Annotated in this window: 24 protein-coding genes and 1 tRNA gene; 12 read left to right on the top strand and 13 right to left on the bottom strand. The window is 65.9% G+C overall.

The window, feature by feature from the left end; translation table 11 throughout:
- The first annotated feature begins 391 nt into the window (after positions 1-391).
- Both ABIB54_RS12225 and ABIB54_RS12230 read left to right on the top strand, forming a co-directional pair.
- Positions 392-748, top strand: coding sequence for a GntR family transcriptional regulator (locus tag ABIB54_RS12225; protein WP_354575965.1), 357 nt, complete (start codon positions 392-394; stop codon positions 746-748).
- Positions 745-1236 carry a hypothetical protein gene (locus ABIB54_RS12230; protein ID WP_354575798.1) on the top strand — a complete coding sequence of 164 codons (492 nt, stop codon included), beginning with the start codon at positions 745-747 and terminating at the stop codon, positions 1234-1236. The genes ABIB54_RS12225 and ABIB54_RS12230 overlap by 4 nt, the downstream gene beginning before the upstream one ends.
- Positions 1237-1592: 356 nt before the next feature.
- On the opposite strand, the gene ABIB54_RS12235 is transcribed toward ABIB54_RS12230, so the two are convergent.
- Positions 1593-1817 carry a hypothetical protein gene (locus ABIB54_RS12235; RefSeq protein ID WP_354575799.1) on the bottom strand — a complete coding sequence of 75 codons (225 nt, stop codon included), beginning with the start codon at positions 1815-1817 and terminating at the stop codon, positions 1593-1595.
- Positions 1818-1974: 157 nt separating this feature from the next.
- Here ABIB54_RS12235 and ABIB54_RS12240 point away from each other — a divergent pair, with 157 nt between their 5' ends.
- Complete coding sequence (locus ABIB54_RS12240; protein WP_354575800.1) at positions 1975-2340, top strand: PASTA domain-containing protein; 366 nt, start codon at positions 1975-1977, stop codon at positions 2338-2340.
- Positions 2341-2401: 61 nt separating this feature from the next.
- On the top strand, positions 2402-2929 hold the full coding sequence (locus ABIB54_RS12245) for an RDD family protein (protein ID WP_354575801.1): 528 nt from the start codon (positions 2402-2404) through the stop codon (positions 2927-2929).
- A 295-nt stretch (positions 2930-3224) separates the two neighbouring features.
- On the opposite strand, the gene ABIB54_RS12250 is transcribed toward ABIB54_RS12245, so the two are convergent.
- The 4 genes from ABIB54_RS12250 to ABIB54_RS12265 form a co-directional block, all read right to left on the bottom strand.
- Positions 3225-3938, bottom strand: coding sequence for a hypothetical protein (locus tag ABIB54_RS12250; RefSeq protein ID WP_354575802.1), 714 nt, complete (start codon positions 3936-3938; stop codon positions 3225-3227).
- A gap of 161 nt (positions 3939-4099) precedes the next feature.
- A tRNA-Val gene (locus tag ABIB54_RS12255) sits at positions 4100-4175 on the bottom strand.
- 113 nt (positions 4176-4288) lie between these two features.
- Positions 4289-4762 (bottom strand): peroxiredoxin, encoded by a 474-nt coding sequence (locus ABIB54_RS12260; RefSeq protein WP_354575803.1) that lies wholly within the window; start codon positions 4760-4762, stop codon positions 4289-4291.
- A 78-nt stretch (positions 4763-4840) separates the two neighbouring features.
- The gene (locus ABIB54_RS12265; protein ID WP_354575804.1) at positions 4841-5716 is read right to left on the bottom strand and encodes an aldose 1-epimerase family protein; all 876 of its coding nucleotides are present in this window, start codon (positions 5714-5716) and stop codon (positions 4841-4843) included.
- Between the two features lie 158 nt (positions 5717-5874).
- On the opposite strand from ABIB54_RS12265, the gene aceE reads away from it, so the two are divergent.
- The 7 genes from aceE to ABIB54_RS12300 all read left to right on the top strand — a co-directional run bounded on the left by aceE (position 5875) and on the right by ABIB54_RS12300 (position 14860).
- Positions 5875-8601 (top strand): pyruvate dehydrogenase (acetyl-transferring), homodimeric type, encoded by a 2727-nt coding sequence (aceE, locus tag ABIB54_RS12270; RefSeq protein WP_354575805.1) that lies wholly within the window; start codon positions 5875-5877, stop codon positions 8599-8601.
- 18 nt (positions 8602-8619) lie between these two features.
- Complete coding sequence (locus tag ABIB54_RS12275; RefSeq protein ID WP_354575806.1) at positions 8620-9819, top strand: PucR family transcriptional regulator; 1200 nt, start codon at positions 8620-8622, stop codon at positions 9817-9819.
- A gap of 259 nt (positions 9820-10078) precedes the next feature.
- Positions 10079-10996 (top strand): ACP S-malonyltransferase, encoded by a 918-nt coding sequence (locus ABIB54_RS12280; protein WP_354575807.1) that lies wholly within the window; start codon positions 10079-10081, stop codon positions 10994-10996.
- Complete coding sequence (locus ABIB54_RS12285; RefSeq protein ID WP_354575808.1) at positions 10993-11997, top strand: beta-ketoacyl-ACP synthase III; 1005 nt, start codon at positions 10993-10995, stop codon at positions 11995-11997. The genes ABIB54_RS12280 and ABIB54_RS12285 overlap by 4 nt, the downstream gene beginning before the upstream one ends.
- A 41-nt stretch (positions 11998-12038) precedes the next feature.
- On the top strand, positions 12039-12287 hold the full coding sequence (locus ABIB54_RS12290) for an acyl carrier protein (protein ID WP_185200773.1): 249 nt from the start codon (positions 12039-12041) through the stop codon (positions 12285-12287).
- 129 nt (positions 12288-12416) lie between these two features.
- On the top strand, positions 12417-13652 hold the full coding sequence (locus tag ABIB54_RS12295; RefSeq protein ID WP_354575809.1) for a beta-ketoacyl-[acyl-carrier-protein] synthase family protein: 1236 nt from the start codon (positions 12417-12419) through the stop codon (positions 13650-13652).
- Positions 13649-14860 (top strand): glycosyltransferase family 4 protein, encoded by a 1212-nt coding sequence (locus ABIB54_RS12300; RefSeq protein WP_354575810.1) that lies wholly within the window; start codon positions 13649-13651, stop codon positions 14858-14860. The genes ABIB54_RS12295 and ABIB54_RS12300 overlap by 4 nt, the downstream gene beginning before the upstream one ends.
- A gap of 5 nt (positions 14861-14865) precedes the next feature.
- Here ABIB54_RS12300 and ABIB54_RS12305 read toward each other — a convergent pair whose 3' ends face one another.
- Genes ABIB54_RS12305 through ABIB54_RS12315 form a run of 3 tightly spaced genes read right to left on the bottom strand, consistent with a single transcriptional unit; the run spans position 14866 to position 16424 of the window.
- On the bottom strand, positions 14866-15294 hold the full coding sequence (locus ABIB54_RS12305; protein ID WP_354575811.1) for a YkvA family protein: 429 nt from the start codon (positions 15292-15294) through the stop codon (positions 14866-14868).
- A 6-nt stretch (positions 15295-15300) separates the two neighbouring features.
- A complete protein-coding gene (locus ABIB54_RS12310; RefSeq protein ID WP_354575812.1) occupies positions 15301-15903 on the bottom strand; it encodes a cation efflux transmembrane domain-containing protein in 603 nt (200 codons plus the stop codon).
- Between the two features lie 29 nt (positions 15904-15932).
- Complete coding sequence (locus ABIB54_RS12315; protein ID WP_354575966.1) at positions 15933-16424, bottom strand: DUF3145 domain-containing protein; 492 nt, start codon at positions 16422-16424, stop codon at positions 15933-15935.
- 220 nt (positions 16425-16644) lie between these two features.
- Between ABIB54_RS12315 and ABIB54_RS12320 the strand changes: the two genes are divergently transcribed.
- Complete coding sequence (locus tag ABIB54_RS12320) at positions 16645-17202, top strand: PadR family transcriptional regulator (RefSeq protein WP_354575813.1); 558 nt, start codon at positions 16645-16647, stop codon at positions 17200-17202.
- Position 17203: 1 nt separating this feature from the next.
- On the opposite strand, the gene ABIB54_RS12325 is transcribed toward ABIB54_RS12320, so the two are convergent.
- The 5 genes from ABIB54_RS12325 to ABIB54_RS12345 all read right to left on the bottom strand — a co-directional run bounded on the left by ABIB54_RS12325 (position 17204) and on the right by ABIB54_RS12345 (position 23297).
- Positions 17204-18883: a bifunctional 3'-5' exonuclease/DNA polymerase gene (locus ABIB54_RS12325; RefSeq protein ID WP_354575814.1), complete on the bottom strand. Its 1680-nt coding sequence runs from the start codon at positions 18881-18883 to the stop codon at positions 17204-17206.
- Between the two features lie 241 nt (positions 18884-19124).
- A complete protein-coding gene (locus tag ABIB54_RS12330; RefSeq protein ID WP_354575815.1) occupies positions 19125-19556 on the bottom strand; it encodes a DUF779 domain-containing protein in 432 nt (143 codons plus the stop codon).
- 93 nt (positions 19557-19649) lie between these two features.
- Positions 19650-21173: an acetaldehyde dehydrogenase ExaC gene (gene exaC, locus ABIB54_RS12335; protein ID WP_354575816.1), complete on the bottom strand. Its 1524-nt coding sequence runs from the start codon at positions 21171-21173 to the stop codon at positions 19650-19652.
- A 53-nt stretch (positions 21174-21226) separates the two neighbouring features.
- Complete coding sequence (locus ABIB54_RS12340) at positions 21227-22576, bottom strand: GAF domain-containing protein (protein ID WP_354575817.1); 1350 nt, start codon at positions 22574-22576, stop codon at positions 21227-21229.
- Positions 22577-22637: 61 nt separating this feature from the next.
- Positions 22638-23297, bottom strand: a complete 660-nt coding sequence (locus ABIB54_RS12345; protein ID WP_354575818.1) for a hypothetical protein — start codon at positions 23295-23297, stop codon at positions 22638-22640.
- Positions 23298-23308 lie beyond the last annotated feature (11 nt).

The following is a 23308-nucleotide window of genomic DNA, read 5'->3' on the forward strand; positions in this document are numbered from 1 at the left end:
CGAGGCGGTGATCCTCCCAGAACTCGCCGCCGCCTAAACTAAAACAACTGACCCGCACGGTGTTGAGAAACTCCACCACTCAGCGGGACGTGACCTCAAGTGTCGGCGCAGGGCGACATGCCCCGCCCGCTGACCGTTCCACTTATGGGCCGCCGATCCGGGCGAAAAGTGTTCCAGGGCGGGCTCTCGCGATGGCGGGAACTGCCGCCCGGTGGTCGTCCCCAATTGACGAACACGCCAGCACAGTGGTCTCCTCGTGGATTTGCGAGCATCTAAAACGTGAGGGCCGAAAGACGCCTGAGCTTTTGGCGCCATCTCGGGGTGAGTGAACTCTCTTCGGAGAGTGGTCGTATTGGCTGCGTCAAGCAATGGTGCTAGTTTCATTAGCATCATGTTGTGGGTATTGGATCCGAATGCTCGTCAGGGGCTAGCGGCGCAGGTCGCGTCCCAGGTGCGCCGCGGCTTGGTAGACGGCGAACTGACCGCGGGAGATCTCTTGCCGTCCTCCGCCGAGCTGGCTCAGGTTCTGGGAGTGAACGCGAATACTGTGCTTGCTGCTTACCGCTCGCTCCGCGATGAGGGGCTGCTGGAATTTCGACGAGGTCGCGGTGTGCGAGTACGTCACGACGCCGAGCACGACGCCAAGGTGTTACAAGCAGCCCGGGAGTTTGCTGAAGTTGCGGCCGAGTTCGGCTACACGGCAGACCACTTTCCCGAGCTCATGAGGCGCGCGGGAGCAACTATATGAAAGCCTCGATGATTCGCGCTTACACGAGCAACGTGTTCGCGGTTGGTCCGTCGATTTGGTGCGCCGTCGCGACGGTGGTGGTTGCCGCTGGGGTGCTTACTGCAAGCGGTGTGCCAGTTGGTGTGACCCTCGTAGTCGCCCTCGTCATTGCCGCGATGGTAGCTCTGTTCGTACTGATGACCGTGCACGTGCGGGTCGTCGCAACTCGCGACGAAGTGGCCTACCGAGTGGGTTTTGGGCGGTGGCGATCCTTCTCGAGTTCGGCCGTGCGGAGCTCCGAATGTGTGCAGGTCGGAGCTGCCGCGATTGTCGGAATCGGCATCCGACCCTCCTGGAGCACTGCACGGCACATCGTTCGCGCTGGACCGGCGCTGCACCTCGAAATCGAAACCGGAGAGAATGTCTGGCTCAGCATCACTAGCCCGCTCCCAGAAGATCTGACAGAAGGTCCTTCGTCACTGATCAAAGAAAGCACCCATCCTCAATGACGCATCCAGCACCCCGCAAACCTTGGTTCGGTAGCAAACGCATAGGCTGGGGAATCAGTCCCCAAACTTGGCAGGGCTGGGCGATAACCCTTGGCGCAACGGGCGTAATCATCGTGATCGGCCTGTTCGCGTCAGGACAATGGTGACGCACCCGTCGATCGTTGCGGTGTTCATCCGCCTCGTGGTCGACGGCGCTCCGGAGGAACGCGCCCGAGCGTGACCGGGGTCATATGCTCAGTCGAGACCGCAGCAGTTTGTTCGGGGGCGGCGAGCCATAAGGCAGACTGCGGCCCATTCCTGTTCGATTGACGTTCCGCCCGTGAACGCTGCGGCAGAAGTCTGTGTGCGTGTGCTTCTCAGTCTTCGGTGGGCGGAGCCAGGCGTCGGCGCTTCTGAATGGCAAGTGATCCCAGCCCGCCAAGGAAGATAGCCGCGCCCTGCAATACGGCGCTGAGGATCTGCGCCCAAGGAGCATCGATCTCTTCTCGAAGCAACGCGCTGGCGGCGACTAGAGCGATCGCGACGGCAGCCAGGCTTGCGTACGCCTGCCAGACCCACTTTTCTGAACGAGGGGTTCGCATGCGTGAAGACTATTTCACAAGTCTCGCCGACGGCCGCAACTCGGCGAAATGACCTGTACTGCCGCCAACCTGTCGCATTGATCGTCCGGCTTGCGAGCTTGTTTCGTGGAACCCATCGCAAGGTGTCGATATTGCGGGCGGCGAGTAGCGTGTTGCCATGACTGAGAGGTTCGCTGATCGCGTCACCGTGCCGGATGTCGTTGGGCTCCCCTTCCACGTCGGCCGGGACATTGCTGCCGAGTTTGGCGTTTCACTCGCTAACCCCGATCCCGACGGGCCATCGATCGGCAGTATCGCGTGGCCTGGCCTGTTCTACATCACCTCGCAGAACCCGCGCCCGGGCGCTGAGGTTTACCGGTGGGACTCCGTCACGGTCGAGATCGTCGGCTATGGCGAAGCGGAACGCGGTGCACTTCGGAACTCTCCAGGCGCGCCATTGGTCGATTCGGAACACGCGACAGCAGAACCGGAGTATTTCGTCGACCTGACCCCGACCGACGACCTCGACCAGAACCCGGTTTGATGAGCGATAGACCTTCCGGTTACGGGCAGTTAGGGTCTTCCTTCTCGGTAGGGTCGCAGGCATGGTGCGGCATCCGTGGAATCGTCTCCTTGCGTGGGTTGTCGATTGGTTGGCAATTCTCGTTTGGGTCGCCGTCGTGGCGGCTGTCGGGATTCCGCTGTACCTGATGGGCATCATCGGGACGGTGCCTCTTCTGGAGTTGAACCTGGTGGCGGCAGTGGTGCTGGTCGTACCCGTGACTCTTGTGCTGGCGAGACTTGAGTCGGGTGCGAAGGAAGGATCGTTGGGTAAACGGACCCGGCGTCTGAGGGTTGTCAGTGCACGCACCGGTGCACGTGTGAGTTTTCAGCAGGCGATCGCCCGCAACGCTCTGAAGATTGCGCTTCCCTGGACGATAGGTCATGCCGCCGTTTATGAAATCGTCACGTCAAGCGGCATAGGAGTTGTCCCGATTTCGGTGTGGGCCTTGACTGTGACCGCCTATATTCTTCCCATCGTGTACGTAGTGCCGTTATTCATCGGCACCGGCAGAACCCCTTATGACCGATTGTGCCGATCGATCGTCGTTGCAGCTCCGACCGACCGGTAGACGTTCCGTTTACGGACACCCTCTCAGGCCGAAAAGTGTTCCAGAGCGGGCTTTCGCGATGGCGGGAAATGCCGCCCGGTGATGGTCCCGCTTCAGGGCATCCGCTGTGCTCGAAGCGCAGCCCCGAGCCTACTGTCGCGATGTCGCAGAAATCCGCCCGCTGAAGGTCCGGGTTATGGGCGCGGCTCGCCTCGCCTCGCACAGGTGACTGAGCAAACTGGCATCCCTGACGAATTGCGGCGCCCATTCGATGGGCGCGCGTGTCGACTTCCTGCTCGTGGTGCGTCTCGCCTCTTTACCGACCTGATGGAGTGCGGCCGAATGATTTCTGCAAGCGCCAAAGAAGAAATGCTCCGACGAGTAGGAGCGTCACCGCTGGTCCGAACGCGATGTAACCAGGCACTAGGGACCGCCCAGTTGACACAATCCAAGCCATCTCAACGGCAGCCCCGACGAGCGATCCGATTGCGATCGCTATCAATTCGGTGGCCCCACTGATTTGATTGCCGTGCCGACCAGTTGCATACCGGCCGGCCGCTAATGAGAGGGCAGCGCCAAGAGCGCAGACCATTCCCGCGATTGCTCCGACGCCGGCGAGAACTATCACGGTGACAGTATCCAGTTGAGGATTCCCTGATGCGAAGGTAAACCCGAGCCCGATCCCGTAAAGCATCCCCGCGGTTGGGGTTACCCGCCAAATCAGTCGGGTCGCAGTGAGGTCGGGTGCGGAGTGGCGGAATCGGAAGGCGATCACCGAACTGGCGAGCAGCAGCACAACGCACACAAGCACGGCGGGCAGAAGGTTGACGACCAGAATGCTCAGCAAGAGCGCAAGAGATCCGCCCCCGATGCCCAATAGGAGCAATACTCCGACTGCTCGATGCCACGCCTTGGCTACCAAGGCGCTGGGCTCTCGCCGCACCGTCAGGGGCTCGCGTCGGCCGAGCGGCGATCCGAACGGGTCCTCGGTCGAATCCGAGAAGTCATCCAGTCGTCGGAAATCGTCCATTGCGTGACACTAACTGAAAGATGTCTCAGCTCACGGTTCGACACTCAGCATGGTTCCTCGTGGGTGCGATCCGTTCGAAGAATGCCAGAACTCTCTCCGCTTAGAGCCAACACACCGTTACGCGGTCCCTGCAATAAACATGGTCCTGAACAGCACTTTTATGGTGGGCCCTACCGGGCTCGAACCGATGACATCCACGGTGTAAACGTGGCGCTCTACCAACTGAGCTAAAGGCCCGCAGTGCACGCCCGCGAGGGCGGCTGCGACGAATCAATATCGTACAGGCATCCGGCTCGGCCGCGCACAGGGGAACATCCTGCGCAGCTCCGGGATTCGAAGCGGGAAGAGGCTCAGACGGTCACCGGGGAGAGTTCGGCAAGAGCCTCACGGTAGGCCGCGATCGAGCGCGCCTCACCCGGTGCCGTGACGAAGCTCGCGCGGATGATGCCGTTCACGTCGATGAGGAAGCTCGCTCGATTCGCGAAGCCCTTTTCGGGCAGGAAGACACCGTATTCCTTCGCGACGCCTCCGTGCGGCCAGAAATCGGCGAGCAGGTTGAAGTCGTAACCATCAGCTTCCGCGAAGGCGCGAAGGGTGGCCTTCGAGTCGACGGAAACCCCGAGGAGTTCGATGCTCTTGTCGCTGAAGAGCGAGAGGTTGTCTCTCAATTCGCAGAGCTCGCTCGTGCAGGTGCTCGAGAACGCGAGGGGGAAGAAGACAAGCGCGACCGGCTTCTTGTGCCGGAAGTCGCTCAGCCTGACGTGCTCCCCGAATTGGTTGGGGAGTTCGAAGTCGGGGGCCAGGGTGTCGTTTTCCAGAGCCATGTGAAGTTCCTATTCTCCGGATGAGGTGAACATCCGGTAAACACGATTGGCAAGCATACGCCCGGTGAGGGTGGACTCCTAGGGCGCAGGCTGCTCGATCGTGACGCTGTAGGTGAACTGACGGCTTCCACCCGGCTCGAGCACGAACTGGTGCGGCTTCTCGCTGTACTCGCCGGAAAAGCCCTGTGCGGCAGTCATGCCGAACCACGGTTCGATGCAGACGAACTCCCCCGGTGCCTTCGACCAGACGCCGAGGATCGGGAAATCGGGGAACGAGACGATGATGCAGGGTGCCCCCGGTGCCGAGTAGCGCACCGACCGACTGGCCAACTGGTCGAAGATGACCGCGTCTGCGACGAACAGGGACTCGTCGAGCGTGAGGATGTCGCCCACCACGGGCGTCGGCTGCGACTCGACCAGCGCGAGCCCGTCCACGATGCGCCGGATGGGAGCAGGTTCCGGCTTCGCGAACGCGATCACGTGGGCCTCCCGAGGGATGCCCTCCACCAGCGGCCAGACGAAGGCGGGGTGCTCCCCGAGCGATGCCGAGAATGGCACGCTGTCGGTGTTCGTGACTGTCGTCGTCACAGTGAGCGTCGCATCCGACACCGAATAGAGAACTGCGAGACGGAAGCGGAAGGGAAACTTCTCCCTCGTCTCCGGCGAATCGACGAGCGTGAACAGAATCGAGCGCCCATCGGCATCCGATGCCTCGAAATTCTGGTCGCGGGCGAAGCCGTGTTGTGCGATCGGGTAGCTCACCCCCTCGTAGCGCAAGATCCCGCCCGGCATCTGTCCGATGATGGGGAACAGGATGGGCGCGCGCCGCTTCCAGACGGACCGCCCCTGCCAGAGCAACTCCCGACCGGCTCGGTCGACGAGGGACGACAGCTCGGCCCCCACCTCCTCGATGGTGATCCGGAGGCTGCCGCTGTCGATCGTGTGGAGGACCATGGCTGAGACGCTACCCGTGCGGGTAAGTCCACACCATGCGCAGGACGCGCCGCCAGCGAGAACTAGACTCGATACGGCCCTTCATCCCGGCGACGGTCGCAACCCGATCGTCACCGCCAGGGTCACGGATTGTCCACGGAAAAGATGCGAGGTCGACGTTGACGGTAAACGACCAGGACCCCTACTCGGTGAATCACACCGACCAGGACCCTGAGGAAACTGCGGAATGGCAGGAGTCCCTCGATGCGCTGGTGGCAGCGCAGGGCCATGAACGCGGGCGGGAGATCATCCTCAGCCTGCTGAAGCGGTCGAAGGAGCTGCACCTCGGAGTGCCGATGGTTCCGACCACCGACTACCTCAACACGATCGCTCCCGAGAACGAGCCCGAATTCCCGGGCGACGAAGACCTCGAGCGCCGGTACCGCGCCTGGCTGCGCTGGAACGCGGCCATCATGGTGCACCGCGCCCAGCGCCCCGGCATCTCCGTCGGCGGCCACATCTCCACCTACGCCGGCTCCGCGACGCTCTACGAGGTCGGCAGCAACCACTTCTTCCGTGGCCAGGATCACGCCGGCGGCGGTGACCAGGTCTTCTACCAGGGTCACGCCTCCCCCGGCATGTACGCCCGCGCCTTCCTCGAGGGGCGCCTCTCGACCGACCAGCTCGACGGATTCCGCCAGGAGAAGTCGCACCAGGGCGGCGGACTCTCGTCCTACCCGCATCCGCGGCTCATGCCGGACTTCTGGCAGTTTCCCACGGTGTCGATGGGCCTCGGGCCGATCAACGCGATCTACCAGGCACAGTCGAACAAGTACCTCACCAACCGCGGGATCAAGGACGCCTCCGACCAGCAGGTCTGGGCGTTCCTCGGTGACGGCGAGATGGATGAGGTCGAGAGCCGCGGTGCCCTCCAGCTCGCGGCGAACGACGGCCTCGACAACCTCAATTTCGTGATCAACTGCAACCTGCAGCGCCTCGATGGCCCGGTGCGGGGCAACGGCAAGATCATCCAGGAGCTCGAGAGCTTCTTCCGCGGTGCCGGCTGGAACGTCATCAAGGTGATCTGGGGCCGCGAGTGGGACGAACTCCTCGCCCGCGACTCCGAGGGCGCGCTCCGCGACCTGATGAACCGCACCCCGGACGGCGACTACCAGACCTACAAGGCCGAGAGCGGCGCCTATGTGCGCGAGAACTTCTTCGGCCGCGACCCGCGCACCCTGGAGATGGTCAAGGACTACACCGACGACCAGGTCTGGGGACTCAAGCGCGGCGGGCACGACTACCGCAAGGTGTACGCGGCATTCAAGGCGGCCTCAGAGCACAAGGGCCAGCCCACCGTGATCCTCACCAAGACGGTGAAGGGTTACGGCCTCGGCCCGTCGTTCGAGGGGCGCAACGCGACGCACCAGATGAAGAAGCTCACCCTCGACAACCTCAAGCAGTTCCGCGACGCGATGCGCATCCCGATCACGGATGCGGTTCTCGAGGAGAACCCGTACCTGCCGCCCTACTATCACCCGGGTGAGGACGACGAGGCGATCCAGTATATCCGCGAGCGCCGCGCAGAGCTCGGGGGGTACCTCCCCGAGCGCCGCACGCGGCACGTGCCGCTGAGCCTTCCGGACGACTCCGCCTACGCGATCGCCAAGAAGAGCTCCGGCAAGCAGGAGATCGCCACCACCATGGCCTTCGCCCGTTTGCTGAAGGACCTGCTCAAGTCCAAGGACTTCGGTCACCGCATTGTGCCGATCATCCCGGATGAGGCGCGCACCTTCGGTATGGACGCCTACTTCCCCACCGCCAAGATCTACAACCCCAGCGGGCAGCAGTACACCTCCGTCGACCGCGAGCAGCTGCTCGCCTACAAGGAGAGCCCCCAGGGCCAGATCGTGCACGTGGGCATCAACGAGGCGGGAGGCTTCGCGGCCTTCACCGCGGCGGGAACCTCCTACGCCACCCACGGCGAGCCGCTGATCCCCGTTTACGTCTTCTATTCGATGTTCGGCTTCCAGCGCACCGGTGACGCGATGTGGGCCGCGGGAGACCAGATGGCACGCGGATTCATCGTGGGTGCCACCGCCGGCCGCACGACACTCACCGGTGAAGGTCTGCAGCACGCCGACGGCCATTCCATCCTCCTCGCCTCGACGAACCCGGCGGTCGTGGCCTACGACGCCGCCTACGGCTACGAACTCGGCCATATCGTCAAGGACGGCCTCGACCGCATGTATGGGGGCACCCATCCGCACCCGAACGTCATGTACTACCTCACGGTCTACAACGAGCCGATCATCCAGCCGGCAGAACCGGAAGACCTCGACGTCGACGGACTGCTCAAGGGCATCTACCGCCTGAACGCCGGCACGGTGCAGGGACCGAAGGCACAGCTGCTCGCCTCCGGTGTCGCCGTGCCGTGGGCTCTCGAGGCCCAAGAGCTGTTGGCGGAGGACTGGGGCGTGTCGGCGGATGTCTGGTCCGTCACCTCCTGGACCGAGCTGCGTCGCGACGGCCTTGCCGCCGAGGAGCAGAATTTCCTCAATCCCAACTCTGAGAAGCGCGTACCCTATGTGACGCAGAAGCTCTCTGGGGCCGAGGGACCGTTCGTGGCGGTCACGGACTTCATGCACGCGGTGCCGGATCAGATCCGTCCCTTCGTTCCCGGAGACTTCGCCACCCTCGGTGCTGACGACTTCGGATTCTCGGACACCCGAGCCGCGGCCCGTCGCTTCTTCAAGATCGATGGTCCCTCGCTGGTAGTGCGCACGCTGGAGTCTCTCGTCGCGCAGGGCAAACTGCACCCGGGCATCCCGCAGCAGGCGATCGAACGCTACCGCCTGCACGATGTGACCGCGGGCACCACGGGGACGGCGGGCGGCGAGAGCTAGCCCGACGCTCGCGACGACATGGCACCTGCGGTCAAGACAAAGGAACAGACGCTCGCCTGGCTGAGGGCGATTTCCGGCGAGCTCGCCACGGCGACCCTCAAGCGACTCGACGACACGCTCTCCTGGTACGGCGAAATGCCGCCGGGGCGGCGGTCGGCGGTCGGGCTGGTCGCGCAGGCGGGCATCACCTCCTTCATCCACTGGTACGACGACCCCACGTCGACCCCGTGGATAGCGGCGGATGTCTTTGGTGCGGCTCCCCGTGAGTTGCTTCGCTCCGTGAGTCTCACGCAGACCCTCCAGCTCATCCGCGTGACCGTCGAAGTGGTGGAAGACCGCGTCAAGGGCGCCGACGAGACCGTGCGGGAGGCGATCCTGCTCTACTCCCGGGAGATCGCTTTTGCGGCGGCGGATGTCTACGCCCGCGCGGCCGAGGCTCGCGGGCTGTGGGATGCGCGGCTCGAAGCCCTCGTCGTCGACTCGATACTGAGCGGGGAGTACGACGACGAACTGCCGTCGCGAATCGCCGCGCTCGGGTGGCATGGGCATGGCGAGGTCTCCGTTCTCGTCGGCACCGCGCCGAAGATGCTCGACGTCGACATGCTGCGGCGAACGGCGAGACACCTCGATGCCGACGTGCTGATCGGCGTGCAGGGAAGCCGGCTCGTGCTCGTGATCGGGCGCGCTCATCCGACCCCACAGGACGATGAGCCCGCGGACGCGACCCTGACGCCCTTTCTCGAGATCGCGTCGGCGCTGGAGCCGGGCTTCGGCGACGGTCACCTGGTGCTCGGCCACCAGGTCCCCTCCCTGGTCGAAGCATCCCGCAGTGCCAAGGCGGCGCTCGCCGGATTCGCGGTCGCCCGATCCTGGCGCAACGCCCCCCGGCCCACCCTCGCCGACGACCTGCTTCCCGAACGGGCACTCGCGGGGGATGCCCTCGCCCGCGCCACGCTCATCAACCGCATCTACAAACCGCTGCAGGCGCACTCCACAGAGCTCCTCGCGACCCTCTGGTGCTACCTGGACAACGGTCGGTCTCTGGAGGCCACGGCACGCGAACTGTTCGTGCACCCCAACACGGTGCGGTACCGGCTCAAGAGGGTCTCCGAGGTGATCGGATGGGATGCAACGGGCGCCCGGGAGTCCCTCATCCTGCAGGCGGCTCTCATCATCGGATCGATCGCCGAGCCGGACGGTCCGCTGCGCCGCCGCTAGCCGCCGAGGGGAACGCCGGCGCGCTGCCCACGCAGACGGGCGAAAACGGACACTCCGGTGCGGCGTGCCGGCCCGTCCGGGCCGCAATCGCCCGCTGTACGCGCACCGCACCCCGACCGGAGGACCTGCCGGGGCACCGGCAATCCGGGTCAGAGTCGGTCGCCGACCCATCGGGACTGTGGGATCGGCCCAAGCTGTGCGGTATTTCTTAGTGACGGTCTACAACCCTCGAAGTGCTTCAACACGGCAGACTGGACTGATGATCGTCGTCGTCTGTCCCGGCCAGGGTTCTCAAACTCCGGGCTTCCTCTCCCCCTGGCTGGCTGAACCACGGTTCGCCGATCATCTCACCGCGCTCTCGGATGCCGCGGGCATCGACCTCGCCGCGCATGGCACCACCTCCGACGCCGACACGATCCGCGACACCGCCGTCGCCCAGCCGCTCATCGTCGCCGCGGGCCTCCTCACTCTCGCCGCACTGCTCGAGGGGCGCCGCGACAGGATCGGCGGAGTCGCCGGGCATTCGGTCGGCGAGGTCACCGCCGCCGCGGCCGCGGGCATCCTCAGTGAGACTGATGCGATGACTCTGGTGCGCGAGCGAGGATCCGCCATGGCCAGCGCTGCGGCCCTCGAACCCACCGGCATGAGCGCGGTCATCGGCGCAGCGGAAGACGAACTGCTCGGGACGCTCGCGAAGCTGGGGCTCGAACCGGCGAACTTCAACGGTGGGGGCCAGATCGTGGTCGCGGGAGACCTCGATGCACTCGCTGCTCTCAAGGAAGCGCCGCCCACCGGGGCGCGGGTGATCCCCCTGCAGGTCGCTGGGGCATTCCACACCAGGTATATGTCGCCGGCGGTCGCCCACCTGTCGACCGTTGCGGCGGCAATCGCGAAGCACGATCCGAGCCTCACCATCTGGACCAACCACGATGGATCGGCCATCACGAACGGTGCCGCCTTCATCGAGCTGCTCGTCGGGCAGGTTTCCTCCCCTGTACGGTGGGACAAGACAATGGACGCGTTCGCGGCCGCTGGCGTCACCGGCCTGATCGAGATCGCGCCGGCCGGCGCCCTGGTCGGCTTGGCGAAACGCGGCCTCAAAGGAGTGCCAACGGTGGCCGTCAAGACTCCGGACGACCTCTCTGCCGCATTCGACCTGATCGACGGGAAGTCATGAGCCACCCCATCCTGAACCAGACCACGGGTGCGCAATTCACCCGTATCTACAGCTACGGCGCGGCCCGCGGCGACCGTGTCGTGCCCAACGAGGAATTGATCGGCCCGATCGACTCGAGCGACGAGTGGATCCAGCAACGCACGGGAATCGTCACCCGCACCCGCGCCTCAGCCGGCATCCTCGCGGTTGACCTCGCCACGGATGCCGCTCGCGAGGCGATCGAGAAGTCCGGCGTCGCGGCCGACCAGATCGACCTCGTGATCATCGCGACGATCAGTAACGTGCAGCAGACCCCCTCCATGGCCGCGGTCGTCGCGGATCGGGTCGGCTCCAACCCGGCAGCGGCCTACGACACCAATGCCGCCTGTGCCGGATTCAGCTACGCGGTCACCCAGGCCGATGCCCTCATCCGCACGGGTGCCGCGCACTACGCCCTGGTGATCGGTGCGGAGAAGCTCAGCGATGTGGTCGACCCGACGGATCGCTCCATCTCGTTCCTGCTCGGTGACGGTGCAGGTGCCGTGGTGATCGGCCCGAGCGAGACCCCCGGCATCGCACCAGCGGTCTGGGGCTCCGATGGTTCCAAGGCGGATGCCGTGGGAATGAACTCGACCCTCACCGACTTCCGCGACGGAACCGCCGAGTGGCCCACCCTCCGCCAGGAGGGCCAGACCGTCTTCCGCTGGGCCGTCTGGGACATGGCCAAGGTCGCCAAGCAGGCCCTGGAGGCCGCAGGAATCACCTCCGCCGACCTCGCGGCATTCATCCCCCACCAGGCCAACATGCGCATCATCGACGAGTTCGCCAAGCAGCTCAAGCTGCCCGAATCGGTGATGATCGCCCGCGACATCGCCACGACCGGCAACACCTCGGCCGCGTCGATCCCTCTCGCCACCCACCGGCTGCTCGCCGAGCATCCCGAACTCAGCGGCGGTCTCGCGCTGCAGATCGGATTCGGCGCCGGGCTGGTCTTCGGAGCCCAGGTCGTTGTGCTCCCGTAAGATAATCAACGGTCAAACGACACCCCCAAGGAGATAACACAATGGCATTGTCCACCGAAGAAGTACTGGCCGGTCTCGCCGAGCTCATCAACGACGAAACCGGCATCGCCACCGACTCGGTGGAGCTGGGCAAGTCGTTCACCGACGACCTCGACATCGACTCGATCTCGATGATGACGATCGTCGTCAACGCGGAAGAGAAGTTCGACGTGAAGATCCCGGACGAAGAGGTCAAGAACCTCAAGACCGTCGGTGACGCCGTGAGCTTCATCGTCGCCGCCCAGGACTAAGTACCACCCAGCACGGAAATCAGGGCCCGCTGGGCCCACCAACGCGGCTGGCCAGCCCACGCTCTTCGCTGGGCTGGCCGCGCCCGTCGGACGACGCCATCCGCGTCTATTCACCAGAGAGTTGCCGCCATGACCAAGAAGATCGTCGTCACCGGAATCGGTGCCATTTCGCCGATCGGAGCGACCGCGCCCGATACCTGGGCAGCCCTCCTCGCTGGCGCCTCCGGTGGCCGCAGCCTCGAATACGACTGGGTCGAGAAGTACGACCTTCCCGTGACCTTCGCCGCCGAGTCCATCGTGCGGCCAGAGGAGTTCCTCGAGCGCCAGGAAGCCAAGCGCCTCGACCCCTCCGCCCAGCTCGCCCTCGTCTCCGCCCGTGAGGCGTGGAAGGATGCGGGCTCACCCGAGGTCGCCCCCGAGCGTCTCGGGGTGGACTACGCGACGGGCATCGGCGGACTGTGGACCCTCCTGAACGGCTGGGACACCCTGCGCGAAAAGGGACCGCGCCGCGTGCTTCCGATGACAGTTCCGATGCTCATGCCCAATGCGGCATCCGCTGCCATCAGCATGGACCTCGACGCGCGCGCCTTCGCTCGCACCGACGTCTCCGCGTGTGCCTCGAGCACCGAGTCCATCGCCAATGCGTACGACCATCTGCAGGCGGGGCTCGCCGACGTCATCGTCGCTGGCGGAACCGAATCCGTGATCCATCCCTTCACCATCTCGGCCTTCGCTGGCATGCAGGCGCTCTCGAAGCGCAACGACGACCCGGCGACGGCCTCGCGGCCCTACGACAGCGCCCGCGACGGATTCGTCATGGGCGAGGGTGCGGCGACGATCGTCATGGAGACCGAGGAGCACGCTCTCGCGAGGGGCGCCCGGATCTACGCCGAGATCGCGGGAGGTGGGGTCACGAGCGACTCGTACCACATCACGGCGCCCGATCCCGAGGGCCGTGGGGCCGCCAGAGCCGTCTATGCGGCGCTCGAGCAGGCCGGCGCAACGCCGGATGAGGTCGTTCACATCAACGCGCATGCCACCAGCACACCGGTGGGCGACATCGCGGAATACAAGGCGCTGCTCTCCGTGTTCGGCGACCGGCTCGACCAGATCCCCGTCTCGGCCACCAAGGGCGCGACCGGCCACCTGCTCGGCGGCACCGGCGCGCTCGAGGCGATCTTCACGATCTTGGCGATCCGTGACCGCACCGCGCCTCCCACGATCAACCTGACAGACCAGGATCCGGAGATCCCGCTCGATGTCGTCACGAGCCCCCGCTCGCTCGGCGACGGTCCGTTGCTCGCCATCAGCAACTCGTTCGGCTTCGGCGGTCACAACGCCGTCCTGGCCTTCCGGAGCGTATGACCGGGGCGCCAGGCGGCCCGCTGAAGATCGCCATCGTCAGCGACTACTACTTCGACTATGTCGGGGGCGCCCAGACCTCGATGCGCCAGCAGAAGCTCGCCCTCGAAGACGCCGGGCACACAGTGATCGTCGTCTCGCCGGCCCGCGGTTTCCGGGGAGCGCGCTACCGGCGGTCCGCCGACGGTCTCCTGGTGAAGCCGCTGTTCCGGCTGCCCGTGCTCGATCTCGCCGTCATCCCCAACAACGCCCGCAGCGTGGCCGCACTCGAGAGGTACCTGCGCTCCGAGAAGGTGGACGTGGTGCACGTCCAAACCGAATTCGGGCTCGCGCACGTCGTCGATGTTGCAGCGGCCAACATGGGGATCCCACTCGTGCATACGGTGCACAGCTTCTACTGGGCGAGCGAGGGACCGCCGCAGGCATCCGTCGCCTGGTTCATCCGCTGGGCTCTCCAGTTGGTGATCGGCGAGAAGATCCCGAACATCCTGTTCACTCCCCGCAAGACCGACAACCTGCTGCGCAATCTCGTGCTCGCCATGGCCCGTCGCGCCAAGCAGGTGGTGTCGCCCTCGAACCATCAGGCTGCAGACCTCGCCGCCGCCGGTGTCACCGGCACCATCTCGGTGATCCCCAACCCGATCGCGACCTCGAATGTGGCCTCCAACGCCCTGACGATCGAACAGGCGCGCCGCCCGAGCTTCCTCTGGGTCGCCCGCTGCGAGCCGGTCAAGCGTCCGCTGCACTTCGCGAGGGCCGTCATCGCCGCCCTGGCGCGCACCGACAACGGCTTCACCGTTGACTTCGTCGGAGAGGGCTCGGACCTCCCCGCGCTGAAGAGACTGGCCGCGAACCATCCGGAAATCCGGGTGCAGGGTGCCCTCCCGCACGACGAGGTGCTCGCGCTGATGGATGCCTCGGCCGCCATTGCGCTCACCTCCCTGGGGTTCGACAACCAGCCGATGACCATTGCCGAAGCCGTGAGCCGTGAGCGTGGCGTGTTGTACTGCGATCCGAAGCTCAAGGAGGGCCTGAGCAACTCGGGCTATCTATCGGAGACTCCGGATGATGCGGGCCTGGCCGATGCTCTCGTGGCGCTCGTCGAAGACCCCTCCTTGCTTGTCGGGCTCTCTGAGGGAGCGCTCGTCGATCGCGAGTTGTTCTCGCCGACGAACTACGTGGAGCGCATCGTCGAGGTCTACCGCCGCTAGTGCCCTCAAGCGGACGGCAGGCCCGCCAGGCGGAGAACTGCGGCCAGACCGGCGGGGTTTCCCGGCCAATGCCGTTCGAGGGCAGCTCGCCCTGCCCGACGGGTAGCGAAACGCACGGCGATCGCGACGACGAGAGCATCATCGGCGTACCCGAGCACCGGGATGAAATCCGGGATGAGGTCGATCGGTGAGACCAGATACACCAGCAACACCGCAAGCCAGACCCGCACCCCGACGGGGAGAGTCCGGTCGGCCGCGAGTCGTCTGAGCAGTCTCGCCACATCCGGCGCCAGCCGAAGGAGGTCGAGCAGGGTCGCCTTTCCGGGATGTTTTCGTTGCTCGAACCAGAGCAACAGCACGAGCGCAAGCCACACCAGCAGCAGCCCGGCGACAACACCGAGAACCACCGGCACCCACTCCGCCACCTTATCCACCCCCGGTCACTGATCGTCGGTGCGGAAGATGTGTATCGCTTCCCGAATCGCGTAGAAGACGATGACGAAACCGGCCACCGGATCCGCCCACCACCACCCCAGCAGGAGGTCGAGGCTGATTCCGAGGAGCACGGCGACGGCGAGCATTCCGTCGACGAAGGTCACGCGGCCCTCCGTGAGCAACACGGGGTTGCCCAGGGCGCGACCGGTGCGCACCTTCGCTGTCGCCAGGCTGAACATGACGACGGCCGTCACCGCGGTCCAGATGATCCCGCCGACACCGGGCGAGGCGCGGTGACCGGTCACCAGCGCCGCGACGGACTGGGTGAGCAGATACGCGGCCAGCAGCAGGAATGCGATCCCGATCAGCCGCAGCGCGCGCCTCTGCCGGGCTTCGCCCGTGCCCGACAGTTCCCACAGCACCACCGTGGACGCGCCGATCTCGATGAGGCTGTCCAGCCCGAACCCGGCCAGGGCGACCGAGGACGCTGTCACCGCGAGAACAGCGAGTACCGCCACCCCGACGACGTTCCAGGCGAGCGTCATCCATTCGAGACGTCTTCCCCGTCGCAGAAGACGCGTTCCGGCGTCCAAAATCGGGGAAGGCATGCGATTGCTCCCCCGAGCGATCGGCCGGATCAGCCGACCTTGTGCAGCCAGACGACCTGGTTGGTGTCGCTGGAGTGACGGAACGCCTCCAGCTCGTCATCCCAGGCCTGGCCGAGGGCGAGGCGCAGCTCACGGTGCAGCTCGAAGGCGTCCGAGCCGGCGATCTCCATCGCGTACCGCACCCGGTCTTCGGGGATCACCACGTTGCCAGCGGTGTCGGTCTGCGCGAAGAAGATGCCCAGATCGGGAGTGTGCATCCACCGGCCGCCGTCGCTGCCGGGAGAGGAGTCCTCGGTGACCTCGAAGCGCAGGTGTTCCCAGCCGCGGAGAGCGGAGGCGATGGCGGCGCCGGTGCCTTGCGCGCCCTCCCAGTAGAACTCGGTGCGCATGGAGCCCTTGAGCACCCGCTGTTCTTCCCACTGGAAGTTCACGGCGCGATCCATCGCTCCCCCTGCGGCCCACTCGATGTGCGGGCACAGTGCTCGTGGAGAGGAGTGCACGAAGAGAACACCCCGCGCCATTGCGACACTGGTATTGGTTAGTGCAGCCACGATAACTCCATTCCGTTGAGGTGCGACTTCCCCATCGACCTCGGAATGTTCCGTGCTGCGCTATTCAGTTACACGGCAAGCCGTTTTGCCCATTATCGCCGAAGACTCCGGTAAATAACAACTGTGTAATTGCCGAGTGCCGAGGCGAATATATACTCAGCATGGTTTTGATCGGCCTGAGGAGGCGTGGATGTCGGTGCGCGACGGCCTTCTCGCCGTGCTATCCCTCGGGGAGGGCTACGGCCTGCAGCTCCATTCCGAGCTCGCTTCCCGCGCCCCGCACCGTCGCGCGGTCAACGTCGGCCAGATCTACAGCACACTGGAACGGCTCGCCCGTTCGGGACTCGTCGAGCCCGCCGGCACATCCGTCGACTCACTTCCCCTGTATCGCCTCACCGAGACCGGCCGAGCGGCCGCGAACGGCTGGATGACCGAGCCGGCGCTCGACGGCCTGCCCGAGTGGACCGAGATGCTCGATCAGGTGCTCGTCACGAGCTCCATCGACCCGGTGGCAGCCAAGACCGTCGCGGAGAGCTACCGTCGCTGGTGGGAGCACGATCTCGTCGCTACTCGGTCGACCGCCGAACCTCCATTCGCGGATGCCCGACTCGCCCTCGTCGCCCGCGAGGCGCAGGCCGTGGCCGCGGTCGCCTGGCTCGGTTCCGCGATCGCCGCGCTTGCCGACTTCGACTCCTTCCGCCCCCTGTCGGACGCACGGCCGAAGCGCGGACGGCGCGCCAAGCCCTGAGCTACTTGGCGGCCCCGTAATCATCCACGATTGCAACCGTGAGAGGGAAGGTCACCGGCAGGGCGCCGAAAAGCAACCGACCGGCATCCTCCGCGGCCGTTCGAATGGCGGCCTCGACGGCTGCCACTCGGTCTGTCGGAGTGTGGACCACCACCTCGTCGTGCATGAAGAACACCAGGTGGGGCGCATCGGTGAGCCACAAGCCGCCGGCCCCGTCGTGAAGGATGCGGCGCAGGTTGGCCATCCAACAGAGTGCCCACTCCGCGGCGGTCCCCTGCACGATGAAGTTGCGTGTGAATCGGCCCCAGCTGCGCGCCTGTCCTCGCGCTCGACTCGCCTCCGCCTCTGTGGCGGTCTCGCCGTAGGCATCCGCCTGGGTGGCACGCCAGGCCGGTCCCGGCGGAGGTGAGCTGCGGCCGAGACGGGTCGTCACGACCTCACCGCGTTCACCGGCGCGGGCGGCCTCTTCGGCCATGCCGATTGCCCGGGGGTATGCCCGGGCCAGCCGGGGCATGAGGCGCCCCCCTTCACCGGAGGTTGCGCCGTACATCGCGCCGAGCATCGCGACCTTGGCCTCATCCCGGGTCTCGACAGCACCGCTGGCGACGATGCCCGCATAGAGGTCACCGGCACGTCCCGCCTCTGCCATGCCGCGATCGCCCGAGAGCGCAGCGAGGATCCGCGGCTCGAGCTGGGAGGCATCCGCGACCACGAATGTCCAGCCCGGATCGGCGACGACGGCGCCGCGGATCTGCTTCGGAAGCTGCAGCGCCCCACCGCCGCCCGTGCTCGCCCAGCGTCCGGTGACGACTCCCCCGGGCACGTACTCGGGGTGGAATCGGCCCTGTCGCACGTTCGAGTCGAGCCAGTGCCATCCGTTGGCCGTCAGAAGCCGCGACATCTTCTTGTACTCGAGCAGCGGTTCGATGGCCGGATGCGTGAGCTTCTTGAGCTCCCACGACCGGGTCGAGGTGACCATGAGCCCCGCGACGGCGAGGGCCTTGAGCAACTCGGACGGTGAATCGGGATTGAGGGTTGGTGCCTCCAGCGCCTGTCGCAGCCGCTGCAGCGTCGCGTCGAGACGCGCGGGCCGTTCGCCGGGCGCCGGCCGCGCACCGAGATGACTCTCCAGGATGGCGTTGTGGATGTCTTCGCGCCAGGGCAGCCCGGCGTGCATCATCTCGGCGGCGACAAGCGCTCCGGCCGACTCCGCCGCGAGCAGGAGTCCGATCCGTGCCGGGTCATCGGCACCGGCGATCGCGGCGCGTTGCGCGGCGAACTCGGCGAGGGCATCCTCCCCCCGGTCGTCCTCCGTAATCTCGTCGAAGTCGAAGAGGGTGTGCTCAGCGGGCCTCTCGAGCGTCTCGAGCGCACCGCGATCCCAGGAGCTCGCGGGCGCGCCGGCCAGGCTCGAGCCTGCGGTCAGGCTGGAGCCGCGCAGGATCGCGTGCGACAGTCGGAGATCGACACAGCGCTCGACCCGCACGCCGGCCGCGAGCAGGCTCGGATACCACCGAGTCGTGTCGCCCCACACCCAGCGCGGATGCTGCAACTCCAGCTCGGCGACGAGCGTGGGCAGTTCGGCAACGGTGACGGTGATTGCGTCCCCGACGGGGCTTCCCGCATCATCCACCGTCTGAAGGACGACTCCAGCGGAGATTGGGAACAGGACAACGTGCACCCTCCCATACTGCCGTGATGCGCCGACGTGGAAGACGACGCTAGGCGGGCCCCGTGCAATTGAGTCGGCCCGTTCTCGGCGCTCCCGTCGTGTTGCCGTCCTGACCCGCGAGAAGACCATGCCAAAGGACGAGAGCGCGGCAAGTCGGCGGCAACACGCCGACGTCCGCGGACGAAAGCATGGATTTCGCGCACACAACACGCAGCCAGACGATAGCGATGAGTTGTGCGCGGCGCGGAGGCTAGGCGAACGGTGTCGCGGTCTCCATCAGTCGGGAGCGGATCATGAAACGGACGCCCTCCGGCGACTCGACGGAGAAGCCACTCCCCCTGCCCTTGACGACATCGACCGTGAGGAAGGTGTGGCTCCAGTATTCGAACTGCTCTGCGGACATCCAGAAGTCGATGACCTGGGGCTCGCCACCCTCCGGGGCGATGTCGAGTCGGCCGAGGAGGACATCCTGGTCGGAGGTGAGGAAGTCGCCGGCGGGGAAGCACATGGGGCTCGAGCCGTCGCAGCATCCGCCGGACTGATGGATCATGAGCGGCCCGTACTTGTCCCAGAGCACGCGGAGGAGATCGACGGTCACGGGCAGGAACTCGACCCGCGGAATGGTCTCGCCGGGAACGGTGACCGTTGCGGTGACCACTCCGGTGCTTTCGACGACAGACATCGGTGTCCTTTCGATCTGGTTTCAGTATGCGCCCGAAACCGGTGATCGAGCCTGTCAGTGTGCCGACAGGCTCGATCACCGGATGATGCGGGTTTAGAAGAAGCCCAGCTTGTTCTCGTCGTACGAGACGAGGAGGTTCTTCGTCTGCTGGTAGTGGTCGAGCGCCAGGCGGCTGTTCTCGCGGCCGATGCCCGAGCTCTTGTAGCCACCGAAGGCAGCGCCCGCGGGGTAGGCGTGATAGTTGTTGACCCACACCCGACCGGCCTGGATGTCGCGGCCCGCCCGGTACGCGGTGTTGCCGTTACGAGACCACACGCCCGCTCCGAGACCATAGAGCGTGTCGTTGGCGATCGAGATGGCATCGTCGTAGCCGTCGAAGCTGGTCACCGCGAGCACCGGTCCGAAGATCTCCTCCTGGAACAGGCGCATCTTGTTGTGGCCCTCGAAGATGGTCGGCTGCACGTAGTAGCCCTCGCTGAGGTCGCCCCCGAGGTCCGCACGCTCGCCACCGAGCAGCAGTTTCGCGCCCTCCTGCTTCCCGATGTCGATGTAGCTCAGGATCTTCTCGAGCTGGTCGTTCGACGCCTGGGCTCCGACCATCGTGTCGGTGTCGAGCGGGTTGCCCTGCACCGCGAGGGCTGTGCGCTTCACCGCGTCGCCGAGGAACTTGTCGTAGATCGGCTTCTCGATGAGGGCGCGGCTCGGAGCAGTGCAGACCTCTCCCTGGTTGAACGCGAAGAGGGCGAAGCCCTCCTGGGCCTTGTCGTAGAACGCGTCATCGGCATCCGCGACGTCCTTGAAGAACACGTTCGGGCTCTTGCCCCCGAGCTCGAGGGTCGCAGGGATGATGTTCGCGCTCGCATACTGCAGGATCAGCCGGCCGGTGGTCGTCTCTCCGGTGAAGGCGATCTTGCGGATGCGCGGGCTCGACGCGAGCGGCTTGCCCGCCTCGACACCGAATCCGTTGACCACGTTGACGACTCCGGCGGGAAGGATGTCGCCGATCAGTTCCATCAGCACGAGGATCGACGCGGGCGTCTGCTCGGCCGGCTTCAGCACGATGGCGTTGCCTGCCGCAAGCGCCGGGGCGAGCTTCCAGACGGCCATGAGGATGGGGAAGTTCCACGGGATGATCTGGCCGACCACACCGAGCGGCTCGTGGTAGTGGTAGGCCGTCATGCCGTTGTCCATCTCCGCGAAGCTGCCCTCCTGGGCACGGATCGCGGCGGCGAAGTACCGGAAGTGGTCCGCGGCGAGGGGGATGTCGGCGTTGAGCGTCTCCCGGATGGCCTTGCCGTTGTCCCAGGTCTCGGCGAGGGCGAGGATCTCGGTGTTCGCGTCGATCACGTCGGCGATGCGGTTGAGCACCGCCGCCCGCTCGGTTGCACTGGTCTTGCCCCAGGCCGGCGCGGCCTTGTGCGCCGCGTCAAGCGCAGCGTCGATGTCTTCGGCGGTGCCTCTGGCGACCTCGCAGAACGGCTTTCCGTTGACGGGCGAGATGTCTTCGAAGTACTGGCCCTTAACCGGCTTGACCCACTCGCCCCCGATCCAGTGCTCGTAGCGGGGCTTGTAGCTGAACTTCGCATCCGGTGTACCCGGGGCCGCGTAGACGGTCATTGCAACTCCTGTCGACGACTCTGTCAAAAGAACCCCATGGGCTCCGTTGCAGGTTAGGAGCGCGGAGGTTGCGGGGAGGTTGCGACTTGTTGCGCGCCGAGTTCGGCTTCGATGCGCTCGAGCCGGGCGACGACCGCGGCGCGCTTCGGCGACTTCGGCGGGAGCATCCGGAGGCATGTCCTCCAGACCTCCGCGTCGTAGGCTGCCTCGTCGGTGCGGGCGTAGGCGAGGAGGGTCTCGGCGGATGCATCGGTGAGCAACGCGTCACGCAGGCGCTGGCTCAGCTCCTGGCGGAGCTCCGCGATGCCCGGCGCCGAAGACGTCGGCAGCAGTGCGCCAGCGTAGGCCCCGAGCGCTACGCGGTGGGCGCCGCGATCGAGGAACGCGAGCACCCGGTGGGCGTCCAGGTCCAGCCGCGCCGGCAGGCGATAGGGACGGGACAGGGGCACGAGCGACTCGTCGATGCGCTCGAGCACCTTGCGCAGGCGCACCATCTCCGCGCGCAGGGTGACGATCGATCCCTCCCTCTCATAGACCAACCCGGCGAGGCGGTCGACCGAGAGCCCCTCCGGATGCCAGGCGAGCAGGGTGAGGATCTCGGAGTGTCGCGTGCTCAACTCGATCGACCGGCCCCCGACGGTGATTCGGCCGACATCGCTGCCGAGCACCGACAGCACGGGCGGCGCGATTGCGCGGGGAGCAGCGAGGACTGTCGCGGAGCGGCGGGGGCGCGAACTGAGCTCGTCCAGCCGTCGGATTCGCATCTCCGACTCGACGGCCGCCACGGCAGCCTCCAGCAGAGGAAGTGTCGCCGGTGCCACGGCATCCGCTCCCCCGGTGATGTCGATGACACCCAGGATGCGGCCTGAGGACGGATCGTGCACCGGCACCGCGGTGCAGCTCCACGGGTGCACGATGCGATTGAAGTGCTCCGCACCCTGTATCTGAATGCCATGGTCGAGGGCGAGCGCCGTCCCTGGCGCGCTCGTTCCGACCGCGCGCTCCGACCAGTCGGCCCCCTCGACGAAGAGCATGCCCTCGGCCTTGCGGCGGAGGGCGCGATCGCCGTCGATCCAGAGCAATCGGCCGGCCTCATCCCCGATCGCGACGATCAGCCCGGCATCGAAGGTGTGCCGGATCAGCAGGCTGTGGATTGTCGGGAGCGCAAGCGCCATGGGGTGGGCGCTTCGATACTCGTGCAGGTCGTCCTCGTCGAAGTCGATGGCCGCGCCGAGATGATCGGGGTCCAGCTCCAATTGAAGGGACCGTTGCCAGGACTCCTGCACCAGCCGTCGAACGCCGCTCACGGCCGTTCGCGTCGCGATCACGGAGTCGTGGGCCGATGCGAGTCTCTGCCGCTCGGAGCTGTCGGTGGGGCGCGCGACCATCCAGGGGCTGGTCACGGCGCCTCCGATCAGCATTGGTCGAGTTGCGCAATCCTAGTCGGCGGAGCCGTGCCCGCTGTCAACAGTCCTGGGAGACGCTGACGGGAGCGTTGAGAAAGCGGATCAGGCCGGTCTTCGGGTCGGAGATGGCCACCACCCCCACGTCATTGGCGTCGAGATCGAAGAACGCCTCTACACCGAGCTGCCCTGCGGTGTCCTGCCCGATCACCCGCACGTCGGGCGTCGCGCTGATGAGCGACTGGATCGGATCCCCCACTCCGAACCCGGATGCGGTGGTGACGGCCACCCCACCGGGCGTCTTCGCGGAATCGGACCTCACCATGAAGGATGATCCGGCCGAGGCCGCGTCGGTAACGTAGGTGACGGACAGTCCATCGCCCCAGCTGATTCGTTTCTGGCTGTTCGAACAGGTGGTTGCGACGAGCGTCTCGATCGACGGGGTCTCCCCGGTCTGCTTGCTCAGGGCGGCCACGGCCAGAGTCCCGTCACCCGAATAGGAGAGCTGCTGCAGCACGGACTTGTCGCTGCCGATGAGCGTGAGGGACGTTCCGGTGATCCGGATGGCGGCAAGGCTCACCGCGATCGGTGAGGCCGACGGAGTCGCAGAGGTCGGCGCGCTGGAGGGCACTTGGACCGGTCGCTCCGGCGTGCACCCGACGAGCGCAAGCGCCACCAGGGCAAGGACTACGGTGCGGCCCAGGCTGCGCGGTGTCAGCATGCGCCAACTGT

Origin of the sequence: Frigoribacterium sp. UYMn621 (genome assembly GCF_040549525.1) — a bacterium.
Classification (GTDB): Bacteria; Actinomycetota; Actinomycetes; order Actinomycetales; family Microbacteriaceae; genus Lacisediminihabitans.

Coding starts and splice junctions, on each gene's coding strand:
- ABIB54_RS12225 (WP_354575965.1), top strand. CDS start 392: ATGTTGTGGGTATTGGATCCGAATGCTCGTCAGGGGCTAGCGGCGCAG.
- ABIB54_RS12230 (WP_354575798.1), top strand. CDS start 745: ATGAAAGCCTCGATGATTCGCGCTTACACGAGCAACGTGTTCGCGGTT.
- ABIB54_RS12235 (WP_354575799.1), bottom strand. CDS start 1,817: ATGCGAACCCCTCGTTCAGAAAAGTGGGTCTGGCAGGCGTACGCAAGC.
- ABIB54_RS12240 (WP_354575800.1), top strand. CDS start 1,975: ATGACTGAGAGGTTCGCTGATCGCGTCACCGTGCCGGATGTCGTTGGG.
- ABIB54_RS12245 (WP_354575801.1), top strand. CDS start 2,402: ATGGTGCGGCATCCGTGGAATCGTCTCCTTGCGTGGGTTGTCGATTGG.
- ABIB54_RS12250 (WP_354575802.1), bottom strand. CDS start 3,938: ATGGACGATTTCCGACGACTGGATGACTTCTCGGATTCGACCGAGGAC.
- ABIB54_RS12260 (WP_354575803.1), bottom strand. CDS start 4,762: ATGGCTCTGGAAAACGACACCCTGGCCCCCGACTTCGAACTCCCCAAC.
- ABIB54_RS12265 (WP_354575804.1), bottom strand. CDS start 5,716: ATGGTCCTCCACACGATCGACAGCGGCAGCCTCCGGATCACCATCGAG.
- ABIB54_RS12275 (WP_354575806.1), top strand. CDS start 8,620: ATGGCACCTGCGGTCAAGACAAAGGAACAGACGCTCGCCTGGCTGAGG.
- ABIB54_RS12280 (WP_354575807.1), top strand. CDS start 10,079: ATGATCGTCGTCGTCTGTCCCGGCCAGGGTTCTCAAACTCCGGGCTTC.
- ABIB54_RS12285 (WP_354575808.1), top strand. CDS start 10,993: ATGAGCCACCCCATCCTGAACCAGACCACGGGTGCGCAATTCACCCGT.
- ABIB54_RS12290 (WP_185200773.1), top strand. CDS start 12,039: ATGGCATTGTCCACCGAAGAAGTACTGGCCGGTCTCGCCGAGCTCATC.
- ABIB54_RS12295 (WP_354575809.1), top strand. CDS start 12,417: ATGACCAAGAAGATCGTCGTCACCGGAATCGGTGCCATTTCGCCGATC.
- ABIB54_RS12300 (WP_354575810.1), top strand. CDS start 13,649: ATGACCGGGGCGCCAGGCGGCCCGCTGAAGATCGCCATCGTCAGCGAC.
- ABIB54_RS12310 (WP_354575812.1), bottom strand. CDS start 15,903: ATGCCTTCCCCGATTTTGGACGCCGGAACGCGTCTTCTGCGACGGGGA.
- ABIB54_RS12315 (WP_354575966.1), bottom strand. CDS start 16,424: ATGGCGCGGGGTGTTCTCTTCGTGCACTCCTCTCCACGAGCACTGTGC.
- ABIB54_RS12320 (WP_354575813.1), top strand. CDS start 16,645: ATGTCGGTGCGCGACGGCCTTCTCGCCGTGCTATCCCTCGGGGAGGGC.
- ABIB54_RS12330 (WP_354575815.1), bottom strand. CDS start 19,556: ATGTCTGTCGTCGAAAGCACCGGAGTGGTCACCGCAACGGTCACCGTT.
- exaC (WP_354575816.1), bottom strand. CDS start 21,173: ATGACCGTCTACGCGGCCCCGGGTACACCGGATGCGAAGTTCAGCTAC.
- ABIB54_RS12345 (WP_354575818.1), bottom strand. CDS start 23,297: ATGCTGACACCGCGCAGCCTGGGCCGCACCGTAGTCCTTGCCCTGGTG.